Annotated in this window: 17 protein-coding genes and 2 pseudogenes; 7 read left to right on the top strand and 12 right to left on the bottom strand. The window is 72.7% G+C overall.

Annotation, left to right across the window (positions count from 1 at the left end; genetic code table 11):
• Positions 1–2 precede the first annotated feature (2 nt).
• Positions 3–1,442 carry a molybdopterin-dependent oxidoreductase gene (locus IH61_RS0125810; RefSeq protein ID WP_078911399.1) on the bottom strand — a complete coding sequence of 480 codons (1,440 nt, stop codon included), beginning with the start codon at positions 1,440–1,442 and terminating at the stop codon, positions 3–5.
• Between the two features lie 240 nt (positions 1,443–1,682).
• Here IH61_RS0125810 and IH61_RS0125805 point away from each other — a divergent pair, with 240 nt between their 5' ends.
• Positions 1,683–2,738, top strand: coding sequence for an NAD-dependent epimerase/dehydratase family protein (locus IH61_RS0125805; protein ID WP_031073908.1), 1,056 nt, complete (start codon positions 1,683–1,685; stop codon positions 2,736–2,738).
• Positions 2,739–2,795: 57 nt separating this feature from the next.
• Here IH61_RS0125805 and IH61_RS0125800 read toward each other — a convergent pair whose 3' ends face one another.
• Both IH61_RS0125800 and IH61_RS0125795 read right to left on the bottom strand, forming a co-directional pair.
• Positions 2,796–3,953 (bottom strand): sensor histidine kinase, encoded by a 1,158-nt coding sequence (locus IH61_RS0125800; RefSeq protein WP_031073907.1) that lies wholly within the window; start codon positions 3,951–3,953, stop codon positions 2,796–2,798.
• The gene (locus IH61_RS0125795; protein WP_199823382.1) at positions 3,950–4,756 is read right to left on the bottom strand and encodes a response regulator transcription factor; all 807 of its coding nucleotides are present in this window, start codon (positions 4,754–4,756) and stop codon (positions 3,950–3,952) included. Before IH61_RS0125795 ends, IH61_RS0125800 begins: the two co-directional genes overlap by 4 nt.
• A 152-nt stretch (positions 4,757–4,908) precedes the next feature.
• On the opposite strand from IH61_RS0125795, the pseudogene IH61_RS47855 reads away from it, so the two are divergent.
• The 3 genes and pseudogenes from IH61_RS47855 to IH61_RS0125785 form a co-directional block, all read left to right on the top strand.
• Positions 4,909–5,619, top strand: a pseudogene (locus tag IH61_RS47855) (glycosyltransferase family 2 protein); the annotation flags it as partial.
• Positions 5,614–6,246, top strand: coding sequence for a TIGR04282 family arsenosugar biosynthesis glycosyltransferase (locus IH61_RS47850; protein ID WP_420714001.1), 633 nt, complete (start codon positions 5,614–5,616; stop codon positions 6,244–6,246). The pseudogene IH61_RS47855 and the gene IH61_RS47850, both read left to right, overlap by 6 nt.
• Positions 6,243–6,899, top strand: coding sequence for a class I SAM-dependent methyltransferase (locus IH61_RS0125785; protein WP_037973352.1), 657 nt, complete (start codon positions 6,243–6,245; stop codon positions 6,897–6,899). The genes IH61_RS47850 and IH61_RS0125785 overlap by 4 nt, the downstream gene beginning before the upstream one ends.
• Before the next feature lie 432 nt (positions 6,900–7,331).
• Here the strand turns inward: IH61_RS0125785 and IH61_RS0125775 are convergent, their stop codons facing one another.
• The 7 genes and pseudogenes from IH61_RS0125775 to IH61_RS0125750 all read right to left on the bottom strand — a co-directional run bounded on the left by IH61_RS0125775 (position 7,332) and on the right by IH61_RS0125750 (position 13,922).
• Positions 7,332–9,134 carry a phospholipase C gene (locus IH61_RS0125775; protein WP_031073895.1) on the bottom strand — a complete coding sequence of 601 codons (1,803 nt, stop codon included), beginning with the start codon at positions 9,132–9,134 and terminating at the stop codon, positions 7,332–7,334.
• Between the two features lie 330 nt (positions 9,135–9,464).
• Positions 9,465–9,692 carry a DUF2264 domain-containing protein gene (locus tag IH61_RS48825; protein ID WP_031073894.1) on the bottom strand — a complete coding sequence of 76 codons (228 nt, stop codon included), beginning with the start codon at positions 9,690–9,692 and terminating at the stop codon, positions 9,465–9,467.
• A gap of 160 nt (positions 9,693–9,852) precedes the next feature.
• Positions 9,853–9,957, bottom strand: a pseudogene (locus IH61_RS48820) (hypothetical protein); the annotation flags it as partial.
• Positions 9,958–10,342: 385 nt separating this feature from the next.
• The gene (locus IH61_RS0125765) at positions 10,343–10,954 is read right to left on the bottom strand and encodes a cytochrome b/b6 domain-containing protein (protein WP_031073887.1); all 612 of its coding nucleotides are present in this window, start codon (positions 10,952–10,954) and stop codon (positions 10,343–10,345) included.
• Positions 10,938–11,651: a molybdopterin-dependent oxidoreductase gene (locus IH61_RS0125760; RefSeq protein ID WP_031073886.1), complete on the bottom strand. Its 714-nt coding sequence runs from the start codon at positions 11,649–11,651 to the stop codon at positions 10,938–10,940. Before IH61_RS0125760 ends, IH61_RS0125765 begins: the two co-directional genes overlap by 17 nt.
• A gap of 54 nt (positions 11,652–11,705) precedes the next feature.
• Positions 11,706–13,073, bottom strand: coding sequence for a glycosyltransferase 87 family protein (locus IH61_RS0125755; protein ID WP_051837967.1), 1,368 nt, complete (start codon positions 13,071–13,073; stop codon positions 11,706–11,708).
• Between the two features lie 3 nt (positions 13,074–13,076).
• Positions 13,077–13,922 carry an S-methyl-5'-thioadenosine phosphorylase gene (locus IH61_RS0125750; RefSeq protein ID WP_031073882.1) on the bottom strand — a complete coding sequence of 282 codons (846 nt, stop codon included), beginning with the start codon at positions 13,920–13,922 and terminating at the stop codon, positions 13,077–13,079.
• Between the two features lie 280 nt (positions 13,923–14,202).
• Here IH61_RS0125750 and IH61_RS0125745 point away from each other — a divergent pair, with 280 nt between their 5' ends.
• Positions 14,203–15,198 carry an alpha/beta fold hydrolase gene (locus IH61_RS0125745; protein ID WP_031073880.1) on the top strand — a complete coding sequence of 332 codons (996 nt, stop codon included), beginning with the start codon at positions 14,203–14,205 and terminating at the stop codon, positions 15,196–15,198.
• 223 nt (positions 15,199–15,421) lie between these two features.
• Here the strand turns inward: IH61_RS0125745 and IH61_RS0125740 are convergent, their stop codons facing one another.
• Positions 15,422–17,410 carry a LamG-like jellyroll fold domain-containing protein gene (locus tag IH61_RS0125740; protein ID WP_031073878.1) on the bottom strand — a complete coding sequence of 663 codons (1,989 nt, stop codon included), beginning with the start codon at positions 17,408–17,410 and terminating at the stop codon, positions 15,422–15,424.
• Positions 17,411–17,921: 511 nt separating this feature from the next.
• Between IH61_RS0125740 and IH61_RS0125735 the strand changes: the two genes are divergently transcribed.
• Entirely contained in the window at positions 17,922–18,485 is a 564-nt protein-coding gene (locus tag IH61_RS0125735; protein ID WP_031073876.1) for a papain-like cysteine protease family protein, read from the top strand.
• Positions 18,486–18,496: 11 nt separating this feature from the next.
• A complete protein-coding gene (locus IH61_RS0125730) occupies positions 18,497–19,378 on the top strand; it encodes a hypothetical protein (RefSeq protein WP_031073874.1) in 882 nt (293 codons plus the stop codon).
• Positions 19,379–19,627: 249 nt separating this feature from the next.
• On the opposite strand, the gene IH61_RS0125725 is transcribed toward IH61_RS0125730, so the two are convergent.
• Positions 19,628–21,700, bottom strand: coding sequence for a dynamin family protein (locus tag IH61_RS0125725; RefSeq protein WP_078911396.1), 2,073 nt, complete (start codon positions 21,698–21,700; stop codon positions 19,628–19,630).
• Positions 21,701–21,714 lie beyond the last annotated feature (14 nt).

The raw sequence follows: 21,714 nt of genomic DNA, 5'->3' as shown, positions 1-21,714 counted from the left end.
GGTCAGCTCCTGAAGGTGAGCCGGTGCACCCACTTGGTGTTGTTCACACCGGGGTTGGCCGGGACGATGACGCGGGCCGGGTAGCCGTGGTCGAGGGAGAGTTCGGCGCCGTTGACGTGCAGGGCGAGCAGCGACCGGGCGTCGTGGATCTGGTTGCCCCGCAGGATCACCGAGCTGTTGGGGCCGGGTGGTTGGACGGACTCCACCAGAACGCTCCCGGCGTCGGGCAGGCCCGCCAGGGCGGCGAGGTCGGCCAGCCGAAGGCCGCTCCACTGCTGGTCGGAGGTGGACCATCCCTCCACACAGGCGATCGGCAGTGCGGCGGCGAACTGGGGCATCGCGAGGAGCTCCGCGTGGGTGAGGACGATCACCGGTCCGGCGCCGTGGAGCTCCAGCCGCCAGTCGGGGCCGACGTGCGCGGCGGTGACGCCGACGGCCGCGGCGGTCTTGTTGATCTGGAAGCCGTTCGGGCCGCTGCCCGGGGCGCGGTTGTGCGGTGCGAGCAGGGCGGTGCTCCGCAGCCGACCGCCGATGCTCTGCCCTGCGGTGACCACCAGGAGGAGCAGCGAGCCGCCGCCCACCAGGGCGAGCGCGCCGCGCCGGCTGATGCTCGGCACCGCGGGGGCGGCCGGGACCAGGCCCCCGGGGTCGGGTGGCTCGGGCCGGGTGTCGGCGAGGCCGGTGCGCAGCTCCGTCAGCGGGTTGCGGGAGCGCAGGGCGCGGGTCATCCGGCCGAGTTTGAGGCTCACATGGACGACGAAGGCCGCGATGAACACCCAGGCGCCGTAGAAGTGCAGGGTGTAGAAGGAGCCCGGGAAGACGTAGTACAGCTGGATGTTGAGGATCCCGGTGACGAACTCGAAGACGGCCCCGCCCACCAGCGCCAGCAGCGACAGCCGCTCCAGCACATGGGCGACGCTGCGGGCCGGCGGCCACTCGAACAGCTTCGGGATCACCGACCACAGCTTCGCGAGCACCACCGGCACCAGGACCACCCCGAGGGTCACGTGCACGCCCTGGGTGAGCCGGTAGAGCCAGGAGGGATGCGTGGGCCAGTCGAAGAGGTAGAAGCCCAGCAGGCCCTTGTCCGGTGTCTGGTCGTTGGGTCCACCGAGACCGGGGTTGTAGGCGGCGTAGGACAGCGCGCCGGTCACGAAGAGGACCGGGATGCCGATGAGCAGCACCAGGCCGAACACCGAGGTCAGCCAGGGGCCGCGGATCGGGCTGCGCCAGAAGCCGGAACGGAACGGCCCCGGGGGCGGAGGAGCCTGCTCGACCCGCCGCACGAGGGCCCGGGCCCGAGCGGCCCCCGCGGCCGCCCCCTTGGTGGCCCGCGTCGCCGCGGCGACGCGGACGCGCTCGAGGCGCCCCGGCGTGTGCTCCTCGTCCGGCCTCGGGCGCTGCGGCCCGTCCGGGGCCGGCGGCCGTCCGCTGCTGCCCATCCACCGTCTCCTCGTCCGCGTGTCGGATGCTCGTGGGCGCGGTTTCGACCGGCCCGTACGGGACGCTACTCGGCGGGCCGCGCACGTCGGCGGATTGCGGTGCTTAAGGAAGTGTGACGGCCGGTTCGTACGGCAATCGCGTACGGGGCTTGCCCCGCCCGGGATCTGACGCTTCGTCCGTGACGCGGCGCCCGCCTTTCGGCCGGGTCGTGCCGGCGTCGGCCGGTAGGGTCTGCGGCCATGAGGATTCTGGTCACCGGCGGTGCCGGGTTCATCGGTTCCGCGGTCGTACAGGCCCTGGCGGCGGCAGGACACGAGGTCCGGGTGCTGGACGCGCTGCTGCCCGCCGTTCACCCCTCCGGGGAGATGCCCGTGCTGCCGGACGGCGTGGAAGCGCGGCACGGTGACGTGCGGGACGCGGTCGCCGTCGGGCAGGCGCTGGCCGGGGTGGACGCGGTCTGCCACCAGGCCGCGATGGTGGGCCTGGGGCTGGATCTGGACGACGCGCCCGCCTACGCGGGCTGCAACGACCTGGGCACCGCCGTCCTGCTCGCCGAGATGGCGCGATACGGGGTGCGGAAGCTCGTACTCGCCGGGTCGATGGTGGTCTACGGCGAGGGCCGCTACCGGTGCCCCGCGCACGGGGACGTCTCGCCCGGTCCGCGCCGCCCGGACGCGTTGGACGCCGGCCGGTTCGAGCCGCCCTGCCCGAGGTGCGGCGCCGAGCTGCACCCCGGCCTGGTGACGGAGGACGCGCCCACCGATCCGCGCAACGTGTACGCGGCCACCAAACTGGCCCAGGAGCACCTGGCGGGCGCCTGGGCCCGGGCCTGCGGCGGCCGAGTGCTGACGCTGCGCTACCACAACGTCTACGGCCCGGGGATGCCGCGCGACACGCCGTACGCCGGGGTGGCCTCGCTGTTCCGCTCCGCCCTGGCCCGGGGCAGGGCGCCCCGGGTGTTCGAGGACGGCGGCCAGCGCCGGGACTTCGTCCACGTCGAGGACGTCGCCACCGCCAACCTGGCCGCGCTCGAGGCGGTCGGCGATCGGCCGCCGGGCGGCGCCCGGGCCTACAACGTGGGCAGCGGCGAGGTGCACACGATCGGGGAGATGGCCCGGGCGCTGGCCACCGCTCACGGCGGTCCGGCCCCGGTGGTGACCGGCGAGTACCGGCTCGGCGACGTCCGGCACGTCACCGCGGACTCCTCCCGTCTGCGCGAGGAGCTCGACTGGCGCGCCCGGATCCCCTTCACCGAGGGAATGACGGAGTTCGCGGCGGCACCCCTGCGCGCGTGATCTCAGGCCGCTGTGCGACCGTGGCGACGACACCGCGGCGCCCCTGCGCGCGTGACCTCAGCTCCGCGCGGCGGGGAGGACGATCTCGAAGCAGCAGCCCCCGGCGACGTTGCGGACCCGGGCGTGCCCGGCGTGCGCCTCGACGATGCCGCGGACGATGGCGAGCCCGAGCCCGGCTCCGCTGCCACCGCCCTCGCCCGGCCGGCCCGCATCCCCCTGGTCGGCCGGCCGGGGCGTGCGGGCGGCGCTGCCGCGCCACCCCGTTTCGAACACCCGGGGCAGGTCCTGCTCCGGGATGCCGCCGCAGCCGTCGGTGACCGAGAGCACCACCTCGTCGGCCTCCCGGCGGGCGGAGACCGCGACCACGCCGTCCTCGGGGGTCGAACGGATCGCGTTGACGAGGAGGTTGCCGAGCACCCGGGTGATCTCGCCGCTGTCCACCTCGACGGGCTCGGCGGCGACCTGTCGGCCCTCCAGCCGGACGCCGCGCTTGCGGGCCAGGGGGTGGGCCCCGGCCAGCGCGTCGTCGACGAGGTCGTAGACGGACACCCGGGACAGCGACAGGGCCAGTGCCCCCGCCTGGATGCGCGAGAGCTCGAAGAGATCGTCCACCATCCCGGTCAGCCGCTCGACCTCGGTCCGCATCCGCTGGAGGTACCGCTGTGGATGCTCCGCGATGCCGTCCTCCAGCGCCTCGGCCATGGCGCGCAGCCCGCCCAGCGGGGTGCGCAGGTCGTGCGAGATCCAGGCGATCAGCTCCCGGCGGGAGGCGTCCAGGGCCTGCGCGCGGGCCCTGGACTCGGCCAGGCGGGCGCTGGTGGCGGCGAGTTCCTCGCTGAGCTGGGCCAGCTCCAGGCCCAGCGGGGCCGCCGGGGCGGTGAACCCCGTGTCGCTGCCCACCGTCCGGGCGGCCGCGGTCAGCGCCCTGCCCCCGGCCACGACCTGGCGGCCGAGCAGCGCGGCGGTCGCCAGTGACACCACCGAGGCCATCGCCAGCACCGTTATCACCACCCCGAGGTCGTGCCGGGACAGGAACATCGCCTGGGCGACGGCGAAGGTGCCGGAGGTGACCGCCAGCACGGTGACGGCGGCGACGCAGAACAGCGTCAGCGCGAGCGAGCGCCGGCGCAGCAGCCGGACGGCCGCCCAGCCGAGCAGGCCGGCCCCGCCGGCGCCCAGCGCGGCGAACAGGGCGATCAGCAGCAGGTCCTTCATGCCGCGCCGCCGCCTTCCCGCTCCGCTGCCGGGCCGCTCTGCTGCCCGGTCTCCGAGCCGCTCTCCTGCCCGGTGGCCGGGTCGTAGCGGTATCCGACACCCCAGACGGTGGTGATCAGGACCGGCGCGGCCGGGTCGTCCTCGATCTTCTCGCGCAGTCGGCGGACATGGACGGTGACGGTGGACAGGTCCCCGAAGTCCCAGCCCCACACGCGTTCCATCAGCTCCCGGCGGGAGAACACCGTCCGCGGGTACCGGAGGAGGAACGCCAGGAGGTCGAACTCCCGCAGGGTGAGCAGCAGTTCACGCCCACGGCGGTAGGCACGGCGGGCCTGCGGGTCGAGCGCGATGTCTCCGGAGACCACCGGGCCGCCGGCGGCGGACGCGGGAGCGGCGGCCCGGGAGCGGCGCAGTACGGACTGGACCCGCAGGACGAGTTCGCGCGGGCTGAAGGGCTTGGTGACGTAGTCGTCCGCACCCAGTTCCAGGCCGAGGATGCGGTCGGCCTCGTCACCCTTGGCCGTGAGCATGACGACCGGCAGCCCGGCCCCGTCCTCGGAGGCGCGCAACCTGCGCAGGATCTCCAGGCCGTCGATGCCGGGGAGCATGAGGTCCAGGACCAGCAGGTCCGGGCGATGGGCCCGGGCCAGGGCAAGGCCCCCGTCGCCGTCGGCGGCGCGGTCCACCCGGTGGCCCGCCCTGGTGAGGTAGCCGGCGACGACCTCGGCGACCGTCGGATCGTCGTCGATCACCAGAATGCGGCCGGGGCACGGCGGTCCTGGAGTGGCGGGGCTCTCGTTCACCCCGCCGAGGATACGAGCCCCGGCGGGCACCGGGCGCCACGCCGGGTCCGACGTCCTGGTTCCGTAAGATCCCCCGAACGGGCCACCGGTGCCCGGACGTCGCACTTCCGTAAGGGCGCGGTTCGGCTGCCACCGGCCCGGCCGCGGTTAGCGTGACCGACGTGATCCCACCCTTCGTCGCTGATGTCGTTCTGCCCTGCCTCGATGAGGCCGAGGCCCTCCCCTGGGTGCTCGGACGCGTCCCCGCCGGTTGGCGGGCGATCGTCGTGGACAACGGTTCGCGGGACGGCTCCGCGGAACTGGCCCGCTCCCTGGGCGCCACCGTCGTCGAGGAGAGCCGGCGCGGTTTCGGTGCCGCCTGCCACGCCGGACTCCTCGCCGCGACCGCCGAGCTGGTCTGCTTCATGGACTGCGACGGCTCGCTCGACCCGGCCCAACTGCCGCGGGTCGCCGAACCGGTCGCGGCGGGCGCGGCGGACCTCGTGCTCGGCCGGCGCCGCCCCGCGGGGGCCGGCGCGTGGCCGGCCCACGCCCGGCTCGCCAACGCCCTGCTGGCCCGCCGCCTGCGCGCCCGTACCGGCGCGCCGCTGCACGACCTGGGGCCGATGCGCGCCGCGCGCCGCGAGCGGCTGCTCGCGCTCGGGCTGGGAGACCGCCGCTCCGGCTATCCCCTGGAGATGGTGCTCGCCGCCTCGGCGGCCGGGATGCGGATCGCCGAGACCTCCGTCGACTACCTCCCTCGCACCGGGCGCTCCAAGGTGACGGGGACGCTGCGCGGCACCCGGCAGGCCGTACGGGACATGCGGGCCGTCCTGGCCGCGCCGCCGCCCACCCTGCTGGTCATCGCGAAGTCCCCGGTGCCCGGGCGGGTGAAGACCCGCCTCACCCCTCCCTGCACCCCCGAACAGGCGGCGACACTGGCGGCGGCCGCGCTCGAGGACACCCTCGCCGCCCTGAGCCGGGTGCCCGCCGGGCGGCGGCTGCTGGTGCTGGACGGCGAACCGGGACGGTGGCTGCCACCCGGCTGGGAGGTGGTGCCGCAGTGCGCGGGCGGGCTCGACGACCGCCTGGCCGCCGCCTTCGTGCACGCCGCCCGGGTGGCCCCGCGGGCACCCGCCCTGCTGGTCGGCATGGACACCCCGCAGGTGGACGCGGCCGCCCTGGCCGAGCCGCTGTCGGCCGCCCGCCGCCCGGGCGTGGACGCCTGGTACGGGCCCGCGGCGGACGGCGGGTTCTGGGCCCTCGGGCTGGCCAACCCCACCGAACGGCTCGCCCGGCGGCTCCTGCTGGGCGTACCGATGTCCACGCCCGGCACCGGGCGTGCCCTGCTCGACCGCCTCGCCGCCGCCGGACTGACGGTCCACCACCTCGACCTGGCCACCGACGTGGACACCATCCTCGACGCGCGCCGGGTCGCCGCCCAGGCGCCGCGGACCACGTTCGCCGCGCACCTGCGCTCGATCGACACCGCACCGGAGGCGGCCGGATGACCGCCCCGGCCACCGCGTGGGTGGACGATCCGTTCGCCGAGGCCGTCCGCGCCGGGCACGGCCCGCTGTGGCTGCGCCGGGAGGACGGGGCTCGCATCCCCCTCGACGTCGAACGCTGGTGCGCGCCCGCCGCCGCGAGCGACCACAGCCTGCTGCGGCGCTGCCTGCGGCTCAACGCGCCGGTGGTGGACCTCGGCTGCGGGCCGGGCCGCCTGGTCGCCGCCCTGCTGGCCCTCGGCGTCCCGGCGCTCGGTGTCGACATCACCGGCGCCGCCGTGGCGCGGACCCGGCACCTCGGCGGTCCGGCGCTGTGCCGATCGGTCTTCGACCGCCTGCCCGCCGAGGGCCGCTGGGGCGCCGCGCTGCTCGCCGACGGCAACCTCGGCATCGGCGGCGACCCCGACGCCCTCCTCCTCCGAGGCGCCGAACTCATCGCACCGAACGGGCTGTTGCTGGTGGAGGTGGAGCCGGAGGAGGTGGACGAACGCGCCGTCGTCCGGGTGGAAGGCCCGGACGGCCGCCTCGGCCCGCCGTTCCCCTGGGCCCGTCTCGGCACGGCCGCCACCCTGCGACGGGCCCGCACCGCGGGCCTCGTCGAGGCGGAGCGCTGGACCTCGCACGGCCGCCGCTTCCTCGCGCTGCGCAAGGGGTGAACGGCGCCGCGCAAAGCGTGGGAGCCCCTGGACGCGACGCGGCCGATGACGGGCAGCGCGGTCCAGGGGCTCCGGCACGTTGCCGCTCGCCTGGATGATTGATCCAAGGGATAGCTGCGGAGACAGCGCGAGGGTGTCCGGGCTCCACCACCCCGAAGAGCTGTTGTCAGTAACCGGAGGCGGCCCCCGCACACCTGACGCGGTCAATGCGGATCTTCACCGAGCTGGGGGCGCCCGAGGCCGCGGGGGTGCGGGACCTGACGGCCGTCACCGAGGAGCCGGCGGGCACCGTGTCCTCGGTCGTCCCCGTCACGCGGCACCGCCGACCATGTCGAAACGGCCGTACCCTTGCCGGGCACGGCCGTTTCGCACAGGTGGTGGGACGCCGTCAGGATCAGCGTCCCCGCCGGGGCAGGCTGGGGTCAGTGCCGCTCAGGCTCGGCGACGGCCCTTGCGGCGCACGGTGTGGACGACCCCGGCGCCGACGGCGCACAGCACGGCCGCGCCCACCGCGACCGGAACCGTGTTGCTACCTGTGGAGGCCAGCGCGGCGCCGGCGCCCGGCTGGGTGGAGGCGCTGGCACTGGCCGACGCGGTGGCCGAAGCACCGGCCGCCGTGGGGGTGCTGGTGGCTGCAGCCTGGGTGGCCTGGCCGGTGGCCGGGTCGAGGAGCAGCGTGGCGCTCAGCGGGCTCTTGAAGTCGAACATGGACTCGATGGAGCCGGCGTGCTCGTCGAATGAGGCGTCACCGATCCGACCCGTCTTCCAGTTGTCCTCTACGAAGCGCAGGATCGAGGACTGGTCGGTCAGGGTGTGGTCCACGAAGTTGGACTTGGCGTAGGGAGACAGGACCAGCAGCGGCAAGCGCGGGCCGTAGCCGCAGCGGTCCGCGTAGCCGCCCCAGGCCGCGTTGTTGCCGCACTGCCCGGCGCCGTTCAGCACGTCGTTGGCGGCGTCCTGGGAACCGTTGACCGGGGCGGCGAACTTGTGGTCGTACCAGCCGTCCGAGTCGTCGTAGGCGATGACGACGGCGGTGGAGGCCCAGTCCTTGGACTGCTGCAGCTTGTTGACGGTGTCGACGACGAACTTCTGCTCGTCCAGCGGGTCGGAGTAGCCTGCGTGGCCGTCCTGGTAGTTGGCGGCCTTCAGGTAGCTGACGGCTGGCAGCGTGCCGTTGTTCAGCGCGGCATCGAAGTCACCCAGGTCGTACTGGTGGTTGGCCTGGCCGTCGTGGCCGATCTCGTCCACCGACTTGGGCGCCAGGTGGTGCGGGTTGGCCGTCGACCGGTAGTACTCGAAAGGCTCGTGGTGCGCGTTGTAGTCGCTGCGCGAGGCGCCGACGACGTTGGCGTGCGCGGTGGCGCAGACCGCCGGGGTCGTGTCCGTGGCGGCCGTGGTGGGCCGGAACCCGCCCTGGAACCAGCCCCAGCTGACCTTCTTCTCGGTCAGCAGGTCGCCGATGTTCCTGCCTGTCATCGCCGCGTGGTTCGAGGTGTTGGCGCAGTCGTCGAAGGCCGGGTCCGGGTCCTCGATGACCGTACCGATGCCGTTGGCGTCGGCGGAGGAGACGACCTTGGGGTCGGTGGTCTTCTTGCCGGTCTTGGGGTCGACCGCGTAGCCGCCGTGGGTCTGGCCGGATATCAGGTTGAGCGCGCCCGGGGTGGAGGGGCCGAAGGTGGTGCCGAAGGAGTTGTCGCTCATCGCGAAGCGCTGGGCGTAGTTCCACAGGGCGGTGACGGTGTTGCCGTCGTAGTAGTCCATCACCAGGCCGGGTTCGCTGTACATCGGCTTGGTGCAGTTCTCGCGGTCCGTGTGCTCGATGAACTGGTCCATCTTGCCGCCGTCGAAGGCGAGTTGCTCGTCCTTGTACTCGTGGCCCTGGTCGCAGGTGACCGCCTGGGCCGGGCCGAGCCGCTTGGGGTTGGCCTTGTTCGGGTTGTGCTGCAGCAGGTCGGGAGTCAGGCCGTCCACCTGCGGGGTGCCCGGCTTGGCGGTGAACTTCACCTTGTCGTCAGCCGTGTTGGCCGCGTTCGGGTAGGTGCCGAAGTAGTGGTCGAAGGAGACGTTCTCCTGGAAGATCACCACCACGTGCTGGATCGGCGTGGCGGTCGCCGGTGCGCCGGCGGCCAGGGCCTGCGGAGCGGCCGCGGTCAGGGTGGTCAGGGCGGCCACACCGGCGGAGCCGATGGCTGCTCCCGCGCGGAGCCATCGCCTGTGGGTGGTTCTGGTACGCATGTGGTTCTCCTCGGACGCGAGTTTGGTTCGGGTCGGGCGGTTGGTCTGTCCGCGCGGGGCAGCGCCCGTCCGGCGTGCGCCGCGATCACGGGCGCCTGGTCGGACGTGTGCGCTCGGGTGGATCGGGCCGACGAGGTCCCGGGCATTGTCCGGGGAATGAGCGCGGGTTCCGGTGGGGGCGCCTCTGCGTTCACACGCGACGGCCGTCCCTGGGCCCAACAGGCGCAGCTCGCAGCACGTCGAGCATCTGCGGGTATCAGCCCTGGATGTCGACGGGGATGGAGGTGGGATCAGGTCGGCGGGTGACCGGAGGAAATATGGTTTCATTCCTCAACTCATGTCGGCCTCGATCAGGAATCCGCCGACGGTGAAGGGGAAGAGCCACCAGTTGTTGCCGACCGGGGTGTGCAGCAGGGTGCCGGCCGGCCAGCTGCGGACCTGGTCGCGGGCCCGGTCGTCGAGCCGGTCCCAGAGCCAGGGGCGGGTGAGGCGCAGAGCCAGGGGCGGGTGAGGCGCAGCGCCAGGGCAATCGAGGTGGCCTCGACCATGGCCGATCATCGGCCAGGAGAGCGGGTCCCGATCGGTCAGCTCGCGCTCGGCGGCGGGGGTACGGGTGCCGGTGACGATGCCTTCGGCCTACCGGGGCAGCAGTACGGCGAGGTCCTCGCCCGCGGCGCTGGGCGACGCGGAAGGCGGCCGGCAGGAAGGTGCGGGCACAGCCTTCCAGCCCGTCCGAGCGTGAGCCCGAGATGTTCGGACGGGGTCCGGGCAAGTTGATCAGTGCGTGCCCGGGGCCCGTGTGGCGTCGGACGGCGGTCAGCATCCCGTCCGCGACCGCCTCCCAGCGGGATCTGGTCAGCCCGGTGTGCGGGCTGAGCGAGCGGTCTTCCTGCGAGCAGGGGATCGATGTCATGGCCGACGCTCCTTGGTCAGAACGGCGGATCGAATCTAGGGATGACCAGATCAAACGTCAAGACAATCAGAGTGAATGATCTATCATCTCGCTTGATCCACCCTTCTTCGGCCAGTTTGTCCGATTTGGTCATCCTTTAAGGCCGCACCACTGGATCGATATCGATTATTCGATCTCATTCCCTTGACTCTGATCGAAGGCGGTCACGAGATGACGACACCCGGCCGCCGGTCAGCGAAACGCTCGGCGGTCCGCCTCCCCCACTTGGGCGTATCGACCTCACGGGTCAGAACACCTACCGCTCCGCGTCCGTGGCCTGCCACTGCGGGTGTTCGCGCTCGGCCCAGTGCCCTTCGACCAGGCCGGTGCGCATCCCGAGCCGCGCTTCCGGATCCCGCCAGGCCATCCGGATGTGCCCGGCGACGACGACGCCGATCGCGGCGGCCAGCCAGTCGTGGACGAAGGTCGCGCCGGTGCGCCAGGCCGCCGGGGCGAGGTGGGTGAGCCACATGATCAGCCCGGTGCCGACGATCACCAGCATCGACCCGAGCGTCCACTGCGCGTACAGCTTCTGACCGGCGTTGAACTTGCCCGCCGGCCGGTCCGCGCCCCGGGTGCGCACGGCCCGCAGCCACTGCCGGTCCGCCGGGGTGAAGCGGCTCAGCCTGGTGACGTCCGCCCGCACCGCGCGGGAGGCGAGTCCGAGCAGCAGCGGCACCGGCAGCGCCAGGCCGCACCACACGTGCACGGTGACCACCACCGGCCGGTTGCCGACCAGTTCGGCGAGCGGCGCCAGGTACAGGCACGCGGCCGTGGCCAGGCAGACGCCCATCAGCGCGGCGGTCGTCCGGTGCACCCAGCGCTCGGCGCGGGTGAAGCGGACGATCAGTTCAGCTCGTCGGCGCATCGGACCTCCCGTTCGAGCGGCCGACCCAGGCGTCGACGTCGTAGCCGTTCTGCTCCCAGTAGCCCGGCTCGACGGAGCCGGTGACGGTGATGCCCGAGAGCCACTTCGCGGACTTGTAGAAGTACATCGGCGCGACGTACAGCCGCACCGGCCCGCCGTGGTTGTGGCCGATCGGCTCGTCCCGCATGCGCAGGGCGATCAGCACGTCGTCCCGGCGCGCCTGCTCCATGGTGAGGCTCTCGGTGTACTCGCCGTCGAAGCAGTTGAAGCGCACCGCCTTGGCTCCCGGCTTGACCCCGGCGGCGTCCAGCAGGTGCGCCAGCGGCACCCCCTCGAACGGCGTGTTCGGCACCCGCCAGCCGGTGACGCACTGGACGTCCTTGACGAGCCGCCGCTGCGGCATCGCCTGCAGGTCGGCCAGCCGGTGGCTGGAGGGGCGCTCCACCAGTCCGTCCACGGTGAGGGTGTAGTCGGCCGCGGTCCGCTCGGGGACGGAGGTCACCACCGAGTAGTACCGGAAGCCGTTGTTGCCCGGCAGCAGGCCGCTGATCCCGATCGGGTCCTTCTCCGCCAGCGCCGATTCGGCGCGCTGCAGGTACGGGCCTGCCGCGACGCCCAGGGCGCCCAGCCCGAGCAGCCCCAGCACGACCCGCCGACCCACCGGGGTGCCGTCGGGGTGTTCCGCTTTTCTGTCCACGGCCCCGATTCGACCAGGTCGGCCCGGGGCTCGGCCAGTGACGGCGTGGATCCGTCAGGGTTTCGTCATCTCCGGCGCCGCGCCGCGCCCCGCGCGGACCGGCGCGGCGCTCACGAGCCTGCGCAGCACCGGCACCGCCAGGACGCAGGCGAGCGCGAGCGCGTAGGCGGTGCGCTGCGCCTGCGGCCCGCCCACCAGGTAGAGCACCTGTCCGGCGGCCGGGACCGCCAGCCACTCCCACCGCCCGTCGAGCGCCACCAGGGCCACCACCAGCAGTCCGTACCAGGGGTAGCTCGGCGCGACGAGCAGCAGGGCGGTCCCCGTCACCAGGAGCGCGCCCCGCCACGGACGGTCGGGGTCACCGCGTCGCAGCACCCACAGCACCACGGCGCCCAGCGCCAGGACGGCCGCCCAGGCGGCCCACCGGTCCGGCACCACCACCCGCAGCAACCCGAACCGGTCGAGGTGCCCCTGCGCGTACCCCTCCTCCCGCAGGTACCCGGGCAGGTAGCCCAGGACGCCGACACCGGAGACGGCGACGTACGGCAGGTAGGCCAGCACGAACGTCCCGAGGGCCGCCGCCGGCACCAGCAGGTCACTCCTCGTCGGCCGCCGGGCCAGCAGCCCGGACAGCGCACCGGGCAGGGCGAGCGCCGGCAGCAGCTTGGTCGCGGCCGCCGCCCCGAGCAGGGCGCCCCCGGCACCGGCCCGGCGGCGGGCCGCACAGCCCAACCCGGCCACCATGAGCAGCGCGCCGAGGGTGTCCACGTGCGCGTCGTTGACCGCCCACACCGTCACGCCCGGACACCACCCCCACAGCGCCGCCCGCCGGCTGCCCCGCCCGACCACCAGCAGCACGCCGGTGGTGGCGACCGCCAGCAGCGCACCGGCGGCCTGCGCACCGCGCACCCCGCCGCCGAAGGGGTGCGCGGCGAGGAACCACGCCTCCGCGACCGGCGGGTAGACGGTGTGCACGGCGGGCCGGTTGATGCGGGTGCAGTCCCCGGCCGCCGTCCGCCGCTCGTCCCAGGCCGCACAGCCGTCCCCCACCGGGAACAGGCCGCCGTCACGCAGCCGGACCAGCGCCGGGTCGTCCGGGGTGTACGCGTACGGGGAGATGCCCGCCGCCTGGACCCGCCCGTCCCACACGTACCGGTAGGCGTCGTCGCTGGTACGCGGAGGCGCCAGCAGCCCGGCCGCGGCGACCAGGACGCTCCCGGTCAGCACCAGCGGCACCACGTGACGACGGCTCACCTTCCGCAGCAGGAGCAGCGCGAGGACGAAGAGCACGGCGTCGAGTGCGTACCAGCCGTAGAGCGGCGACCGGTCGGCGAGCGTCCCGCCGCCGGTCACGGTCAGGGCCAGGGCCACCGCGAGGGCGGCGACGGCGAGGGCGCAGGTCAGGGAAGTACGGGTGAGCACGGGTCAGTCGCCGGGAAGGCCGGTCGTGAGGCCGTCCAGGGCGTGCGAGCAGACGCACGCGCGGTCGACGGGCAGCATCCCAATCGCCTTGAACAGCACCGTGCGGAGCCGGTCGACGCTCCCCGCGAAGACCTCGAGCACCTCGGCCTGGGTGACACCCTCGCCGGCCTCCACACCGGCGTCGTGGTCGGTCACGACTGCCACCGAGGTGTAGCAGAGCCCGAGTTCGCGCGCCAGCACCGCCTCGGGGTGCCCGGTCATGCCGACCACCGACCAGCCGTTGGCGGTGAACCAGCGCGACTCGGCCCGGGTGGAGAAGCGCGGCCCCTCGATGACCACCAGCGTCCCGCCGTCCACCGGCTCCCAGGCTTCCCCGCGCGCCGCCTCCAGCGCGGCCCGCCGGCCGACGGGGCAGTACGGGTCGGCCATCGACACGTGCACCACCTCGGGCACCGAACTGTCCGGCAGCGGCAGCCCGTCGAAGAAGGTCTGCACCCGCCCCGAGGTCCGGTCCACGAACTGGTCCGGCACCAGCAGCGTCCCCGGCCCGTACTCCGGCCGCAACCCGCCCACCGCACACGGCGCGAGCACCTGCCGCACCCCCAGCGACCGCAGCGCCCACAGGTTCGCGCGGTAGTTGATCCGGTGCGGCGGCAGCTTGTGGCCGCGCCCGTGCCGGGGCACGAACGCCACCCGCCGCCCCGCCACCTCACCCACGAACAGGGCGTCGCTCGGCGGCCCGTACGGCGTCTCGACCCGCACCTCGCGCACCTCGTCCAGCAGCGCGTACAGCCCCGAACCGCCGATCACACCCACCTCGGCCCGCGGCTCTTCCTGATGCACCGTCATCTCTACCGCCTCTCAGAGGAAGAACGTCCCGGCCACTGTAGGAGTCGACCGCGGCGCACTCCGTGAACCACGGCCTTACGATTCACGGACGTCACCCGTGTCCGGTAGCGGCAGGGTCGCCTGCGCCGCCATCCGCCATCGTCGCCGCTCCTTCCATTGGCTCCGCGCCCACCGCCCTGGCCTGCGAGTTTGCCAGAACGGCAAGGCAGGTCGCCCCTCCCTCACGTCGCACCGCATGATCGGTGCGTAGACGCGGCCCCAGCGATCCCGAGGAGAAGCCATGCACCTGCCCACACCGTCAACTGACCTGCGCCACCGCACCATCGAGGCACCCGCCGGGCGGCTGCACCTCGTCGAGCAGGGCACCGGGCCGCTGGTCGTGCTCGTCCACGGCTTCCCCGAGTCCTGGTACTCCTGGCGCCACCAGCTCCCGGCACTCGCCGCGGCGGGGTACCGCGCCGTCGCCCTCGACGTGCGCGGCTACGGCCGATCCTCCAAGCCGACCGCGACGGACGGGTACCGGATGCTCGCCCTGGTGGAGGACAACCTCGCACTCGTACGTGCCCTGGGCGAGGAGACGGCGGTGATCGTCGGGCACGACTGGGGTGCGAACATCGCGGCGACCTCCGCGCTGCTCCACCCCGAGGTCTTCCGCGCCGTCGGGCTGCTGAGCGTCCCCTACGCCCCGCCCGGCGGGCCCCGCCCCACCGACGTCTTCGCGCACATGGGCGGCGACCAGGAGTTCTACGTCTCGTACTTCCAGGAGCCCGGCCGCGCCGAGGCGGAGATCGAGCCCGACGTCCGGGGCTGGCTCGCCGGCTTCTACGCGGCCCTGTCCGCCGACACCATGCCCACGCGGGCCGAGCCCGACCCGCACTTCGTGAACCGCGCCGGCGGGCAGTTGCGCGACCGCTTCCCCGCCGGTCGGCTGCCCTCCTGGCTGACCGAGGGCGACCTCGACGTGTACGCCGGAGAGTTCGAGCGCACCGGCATGACCGGGGCACTCAACCGCTACCGCAGCATGGACCGCGACTGGGAGGACCTCGCCCCGTACAGCGGTGCCCCCGTCAAACAGCCGTCCCTGTTCATCGGCGGCGGCCTGGACGCCTCCACGACCTGGATGGCCGACGCGATCGACGCCTACCCGACGACACTCCCCGGCCTGGTCTCCTCCCACATCCTCGACGGCTGCGGCCACTGGCTCCAGCAGGAACGCCCCGACGAGGTCAACCAGCTCCTGATCGGCTGGCTCGACTCCCTGAACCCCACCCCATGACCCGCCGTGGCCGCGCTCGCGGTCGGCGGCAGCGTGGTGTTCCTCGCCCGTCGCAAGCGCGGCCGCCGCGCCTGGTGTTCCCGTCGCGGTGCCTCGGCACGGAGGTGCGCCGCCAGGAGCGAGGCGCGACACTGCCGGGTCCTCCTCCCGAGGAGGACCCGGCGATGTCCGCGTACCCGATGCGGACGGGGTTGAGCGGTCGGACGGTGGGGCGGTCAGGCGGTCAGGCGGTCATGAACTCGCCGACCCGGAGCGCCCGCTTCACGATCCGGACGTCGCCGACGTACCCGTGGAACACCTTGTCCAGCACGCCCGCGTAGGAGTAGCCGCCCAGCATCCACGGCCGCCCCAGCGTCACCAGCCCCACGGCCGGGGTCGCCGGGTTGCGGGCCACCTCGCAGCCGTCGACGTACATCCGGCTGAGCTGCCCGTCGTTGACCACCGCCACGTGCCACCACCGGTCCAGCGGCAACTGGTGGCCCCAGCAGGTCGACGGCCCGGTCTGGTTGACCGGGTAGACGCACCACTGCAGGGCGGGCGCCTCGCTGACGCTGAGCGTGAGGACGGGCTCGTCCGGGTCCGTTCCCGGGCCGCTCCGGCCCGCCTCGCTCGCCGTCCCCCACCGGCTGAGCAGCGCGGACCAGCGGCTCTGCGCCGAGTCCCAGTCGGCGGGCAGCTTGCAGAAGGCTTCGACGGTGAACCCGCGCTCGAAGGTCTCCCGGTTGATCGGCGCGGTGGGCACGGTCTGCAGGTAGCTGCCGTGGACCGGCGAGCGGGTGCCCTTGAAGAGCAGGCTGCCGTGGCCCGGCTGGTCCGGGTGGTGGTCGGCGGACCAGGTGAGCGCGCCGTCCGGGGTGCCCGGGGCGCTCTGCCAGACGAGGTCGTTGCCCTGCCCCGTCAGGTCCTTGACGGCCTGCTGCGGGGAGACCGCCGTGCCGTCGGCACCGCCGCCGTCGAAGCGCCAGTACGCCGCGGTGTCCCGGACCAGCAACTCGGCCGCCCGGCGGGCCGGCCGCTGAGGAACGGGCGCGAAGCCGGCGAAGCGGCGGTCGAAGTCGATCGCGAGCGAGAAGCGGTCCACGTCCGAGGTCAGCTCGACCTCCTGCGCGGCCAGGGTGTTGCGCTCCTCGGCCGCGATCTCCTGGATCCACGGCGAGAAGGTCGACACGTCGACCGTGTTCCGGTCGAGGTCGAAGCGGTAGGTCCGGATCATCGCGGCGCCGCCGTAGTAGCGGTCCTGGTAGTTGGTGATGTGGACGTGGACGTCGTGGCCCGCCTTGTTCCGCAGCACCGTCCGCCCGGGCGGCCAGTAGTGCCCGTTGACGGTCAGGAAGATCTGGTCGTTGCCGCTGATCAGCCGCTCCCAGAGCCGCTTGCCGTAGTCGGACAGCTCGGCCCGGCCGCCGTCGTCGGCGTACGCCAGCTCGTGGGTGGTGAGGATCACCGGGACCTTCGGGTTGGCGGCGATCACCGCGTTGGCCCAGGCGAATCCGGCGTCCGAGAGCCTCCAGTCCAGCGAGAGCAGCATCCACGGCCGTCCGCCCGCGGTGAAGATGTGGCAGGTGTTGTAGCCGTCCGGGCTGGAGCTGTGGTAGCCGGAGGTACGGGCGGCGCGCTCCTTGCCGAAAGTCTCCAGGTACGGTGTGCTGCCGCGCCGGTCGTCGGTCGAGGAGCGGACGTCGTGGTTGCCGGCGAGCACGCCGTAGGCCGCGCCGGCGTCGTCCAGCAGGCCGAACACCTTGGTGACGGCGGCGTACTCGACGGCCAGTCCGTTCTCGGTGACGTCGCCGAGGTGGGCCAGGAAGACGATGTTGTCGTCCGTCCCGTCCTCCCGGTTGACCCCGCCGTCGAGCACGTAGCGGATCGATGCCTCCAGCGGGGCCGGGTGGATCCGGTCCTGGTCGAACAGGTACTGGGTGTCCGGCATGACGGCGACGGTGAACCGCCGGGCGTCCGGGTCGGGCTGCCAACGCCCACCACCCTTGGCCTTCTTCGCCTTCTCCGCCTTCTCCGCCTTCTCCGACGCGTCCCCCGAGGCCGCCGACGCCGGCGTCGCGCCGAGCAGGCCCAGCCCTCCGGTCCCGACCCCGGCTCCCAACAGACCGGCGCCGCGCAGGAATCGGCGCCGACCGGCCGCGGCCGGTCCGTCCCCGTCGAGGTCGGCCGTGCGCGGGCAGTCGCACGCCTGCCCGGACTCGTGGATGTCGTGCATGTTCGCTCCCGGAAGTGGTGTGGGCCCTGACCGTACGTACCGGGTCTGTTCGCAGATCATCCGCCGAGCCACGCGCCGCTGAACAGCGGCCGAACCGCCGACCGGCCGTGGATGCCGATCCGGGATGCGCCCCCAGGGTCGGGCGGGGCGCCCGCGCAGGGACGCTCTCAGCGGCTTCTGCATGTTCAGCAGTCCAGGACGGCCTGCTCAATGAGAATGGACCGATCCGCAGCGAGCCCGAAGTCTCCGTTCGGGTCCTGCACTGACTCAAGGCGGCGGCACTGGGTCCGGCTGTTGAACGGTGAGCCGAGTGGAGTTCACCGAAGCCCCGACAGCCGAAGCACGTCGCGGGCGGCCCGCAGCTGACGATCAGATCGTGCCTTCAGCGCTTGCCCTTTCACCCATCCAGGTTAAGTTCCTACACTTACCATCCGTGACGATACGAACTCGTGCTGTCATAGCTCTGCCAGATCCCCCGGCACACATCGCACTTGCGCGGGAAGGCAGAACCATGGGCAGATCGACATTCGCGACCACGGCGACGGCTGTCGCACTGACGGTTTCGGCGATGCTCGCCGCCACAGCAGGCCAGGCCCACGCCGAGGCCGGCCAGGACACCATCAGCATGTACAAGCAGGAGAAATCCCAGTGGTGCTGGGTCGCCTCCGGGCTGACCATCGCCAAGTTCCAGGGCTACGGCAGTACGCAGACGGACTTCTGCAGCCGGGCCCAGCCCTACTACGGCTGCAACAACCAGCCCGCCACGCTCGACGACATGGCCAGGGGCTGGAACAGCCTCGGCATGACCCAACCTGGCTCGGGCCTGAACAGCGCGGCCACGTTCAACCAGGTCTACACCGACGTCAAGGCGGCGCGTCCGATCGCGGCCCGCATCGGCTGGACGTCAGGCGGCGGCCACATGAACGTGGTCTACGGCTTCGACACCTCGAACAACACCATCGGTGTCGCCGACCCGTGGCCGGACACCGCCACCTACACGTGGTGGAACTACAACGACTACGTCAGCAACAGCTCGTTCAAGTGGACCCACTCCCGGATCGGTATCTCCCGTTGAGGCAGGCGGCAATGCACGGAACAAGAACCTCCAGCGAGCAGGCGGTCAACCGCCGCTTCTCCCGCCTGGCCACCGTCCTGGTGCTGGGCGCGTCCGCGGTGCTGTCCGTCGCCGGCCCGGTTCAGGCGGCCCCGGCCAAGGGGCTTCCGGCGGACATCCCGGACTACCAGGCCGCCCTCGACCTGGTGAAGTCGGCCGACGTCCGCAACGCGGTCTGCCGTTTCCTCAGCGTCCCGGTGCCACAGGGCGACGGGGCCGGGACATCGCAGCCGATCCCTGACAAGGCCGACCCGTGCGAGGGCCTTCCTGCGTTCACCGTCAAGGACCCCCTGGCGCTGAACGAGATCACCGCCGGCTTCATCGCGGGGACGGCCCTGCCGATCCCCTCCGAAGTGGCCAAGCTGAGCTACCTGGTGGCCGCGTTGAACGCCCCGGTCAACGGGCGGAACGCCACCGTCATGCTCGCCCCCACCCAGGGGGGCGGCTGGCACCTTGCCGCTGTGCGCGACGGCGACAGCGACGCCACGTACGCCGGCAAGGCCACGGCGGGCACCCTGGTGTTCACCGAGCCGCAGATCCGCGGCTGGTACCAGCTGAAGCTCACCACGGTCGAGCCGCTCAACGACCAGGCACGGCAGGGCCTCAACGGCCAGACCTCGGTCCCGCTGCTCGACTACCAGAAACTGGTCAAGGCCCGCTACGCCGACAAACTGCCCGGCTCGGAGTACGACACCACCGGCATGTCCAGCGGCTACGGCATCGCGGCGCAGTCAGTGAAGACGGAGAGCGCCTCGTCCTCGACGCCAGTACTCGTCGCCGGTTCGAGCGCGGCCCTGGTGTTCGCGGGCGGCGCCTTCGCCCTCCGCCGCCGCCGGCGAGGCACCACCCACTGAATCCGGCTCCATGTGCCCCGGCTCCCGGCCCCCTGCCGTGGACCGGGGCCCGCCGAGTTGCGGTACCGGATCGTGTACGCGTGTGGGCACCGCGGCCAGCGGCTCTCGGGGTGCTCGCACTTGAAGAAGCTGCCCATGCCGTGGGTGAGGTTGTGACGCCGCAGAGATACACCTGGGCCCCAGCCTCCTAAGGCGGCCGCCGACGAGCCGGCTGCGCGCCGGCCTGAGGCGGTCGCCGGGGGCGAGGACTCAGCCGTGTGTCGTTCCCCGCATCCGGTCCTCGAAGTCCTGGAGGTCGTTGATGAGCGCACTGCCCGACCGTTCCACCGGGTCGAGGCGCTCGACGACCTCGCGGCTGTGCACGATGTCCGGGGAGTCGACCCGGCGGGTCACCTCTCGCAGGGCGTCCTGCAGGCGGCTGCTGTACTGCTCGATGTGCGCGTCGACCGCGTCGATGAGCAGGCGCCCCTGGTGGCGGGCGATCGTGACGAAGTCCGCTTCGACGGCGGCGGCCTGCTGCTTGATCTTCTCCTTGCGCTCACTGCGATCGCGCTCGATGATCGTCCTGCGCCCCTTGAGCGCCTTGGCTCCCGCGACGGCGGCGGCGCTGCCGAACACGGCGATACCGACGGGCAGCGCGACGGTGGTGAGGGAGAGGCTGGTCATCACCCAGGCGACGCCCCCGACGATCGGCCCGGCCGCGCCCACTGCGGCGGCGGCGGCCTGGACCAGGCCGTAGACGTCATGGGGCTGCCGCTCGGACGTGCTGGAGAGCATCTCGTTGAGGTTGAGCGCCTCGGGCTCCACGAGCTGGGCGCCCTCGCCCTCGGCGCCCAACTCCGTGCGCAGCGACGTGCGTGCCCTGTCCTCGAGTTCGGCCAGGCGTTGCTGCCAGAGGGTGGCCGGGCCGTGCGCCGTCGTCATCCAGTCGGTGAAGAGCCGGAGCTGCTGGACGTCGATGCGGTTGCGGTGCTCGGCGTCCATGCCGCCGGAGTCGATCAGCGTGTCCAGGCCCTCGTGGAGGTCCTTGGCCAGGGTCCTGAACGGGGTGCTGGCGCTTCGGACTTCGCGCTCGAGGTCGGCGCCGAGCTGCTCCCTGATGCGGGTCGCCGACTCGGCCGCGCGCTTGAGCCGTTCGCGAAGGTCGTTCTGCTGCGTCCTCAGGTCGTTGACGGAGAGCTGGTGCGTGGCGACCAGGTCGGCGATCGGCCGGTGCCGGCGGCGGAGCAGGTAGCGGGCCTCCTCGGCGATCTTCGCCAGGTGGCGGTGTCCGGCACCGCTGTCGATGAGTTCGGTCAGCAGTTCGCGCAGCACGGCCATCCGGCTCGCGTCGCGGTTCCGGGCGGCCGCGTTGCCGTTGCCCTCGTCCTCGTCGAAGGAGGCCCGCGCCTCCCAGGCGGGCGAGACGGGCACGAAGCCCGGGCCGACGAAGGTGTCGGGAACACCCGGAGCGCTGCCGAACCGCTCACGCAGGTAGGCGTTGTTCGTCTCCAGGGTCGCCCGCCAGGCCGGCCGGTTGTCGTTGCCCAGTTGGTGGGCGCGGTCGATGCCGGTCAGGACCCACAGGACGCGCTTGCCGGTCTGCAGGTGGTGGTTGTACAGGTCCTTGATCAGCGTGAGTTCGTTGGTCGTGAGCGTGGCCGTCCCCTGGCTGACGTAGAGGAAGCAGTCCGCCTGGGACCATGCCCGCCGCATGATCGCCTCGTGTGTCGCGTCCGGCGCCTCGGCGCCGGGAAGGTCGAAGAACTTGACGGGGAGAACCGTCCGGGAGATCACCAGTTGGATCTCGGCCACGCGGCGGTTGATGTGCTCGCGCTTGCGGTTGGTGACGTCGCCGTCCGACGCGCCGTAGGCCGCGATCACGCTAGGGGGGAGATCGGAGCCGATCTCGACCCACTCCTCGTTGGCGGAGTCGGCGAACCTGACCCGCAGCAGACCCCGGCCTTCCGCGCCCTCGGTCGCGCCCGCCGCCACCGGCACGACGGTCGACGGGCAGGCCGTGGTGGGCGTGGGTGAGGACGGCAGGATGCCGAGGTACTTGTCGGCGTACCCGCCCTCGCCGTCGCTCACCTCGAGGTACTCCAGGCCGCCTTGGAGTCCGCTGATCAGGAAGCTCTTCCCCGACGACTGCCGCCCGAGCAGACCGACGTTGAGCAGCGTCGACAGCGCCCGCTCGCGCAGGCCGCGGATGGTTCGTACGTCCGCGCCGAGGTGTTCGTCCGTCAGGGCGAGGTCCGGCTGGTCGGCCAGGCTCTCCGACCAGGTCTCGGCGGTACTCAGGAGGCGCTCAAGGTCTTCGCGCAGCACGTCAATTGTCGCCATAAGTGCACGAATAC

Origin of the sequence: Streptomyces sp. NRRL WC-3742 (assembly GCF_000720635.1) — a bacterium.
In the GTDB taxonomy this organism is placed as follows: Bacteria; Actinomycetota; Actinomycetes; order Streptomycetales; family Streptomycetaceae; genus Kitasatospora.
The sequence above is the reverse complement of the archived record's forward strand: the minus strand, read 5'-3'. Positions and strand labels throughout refer to the sequence as shown.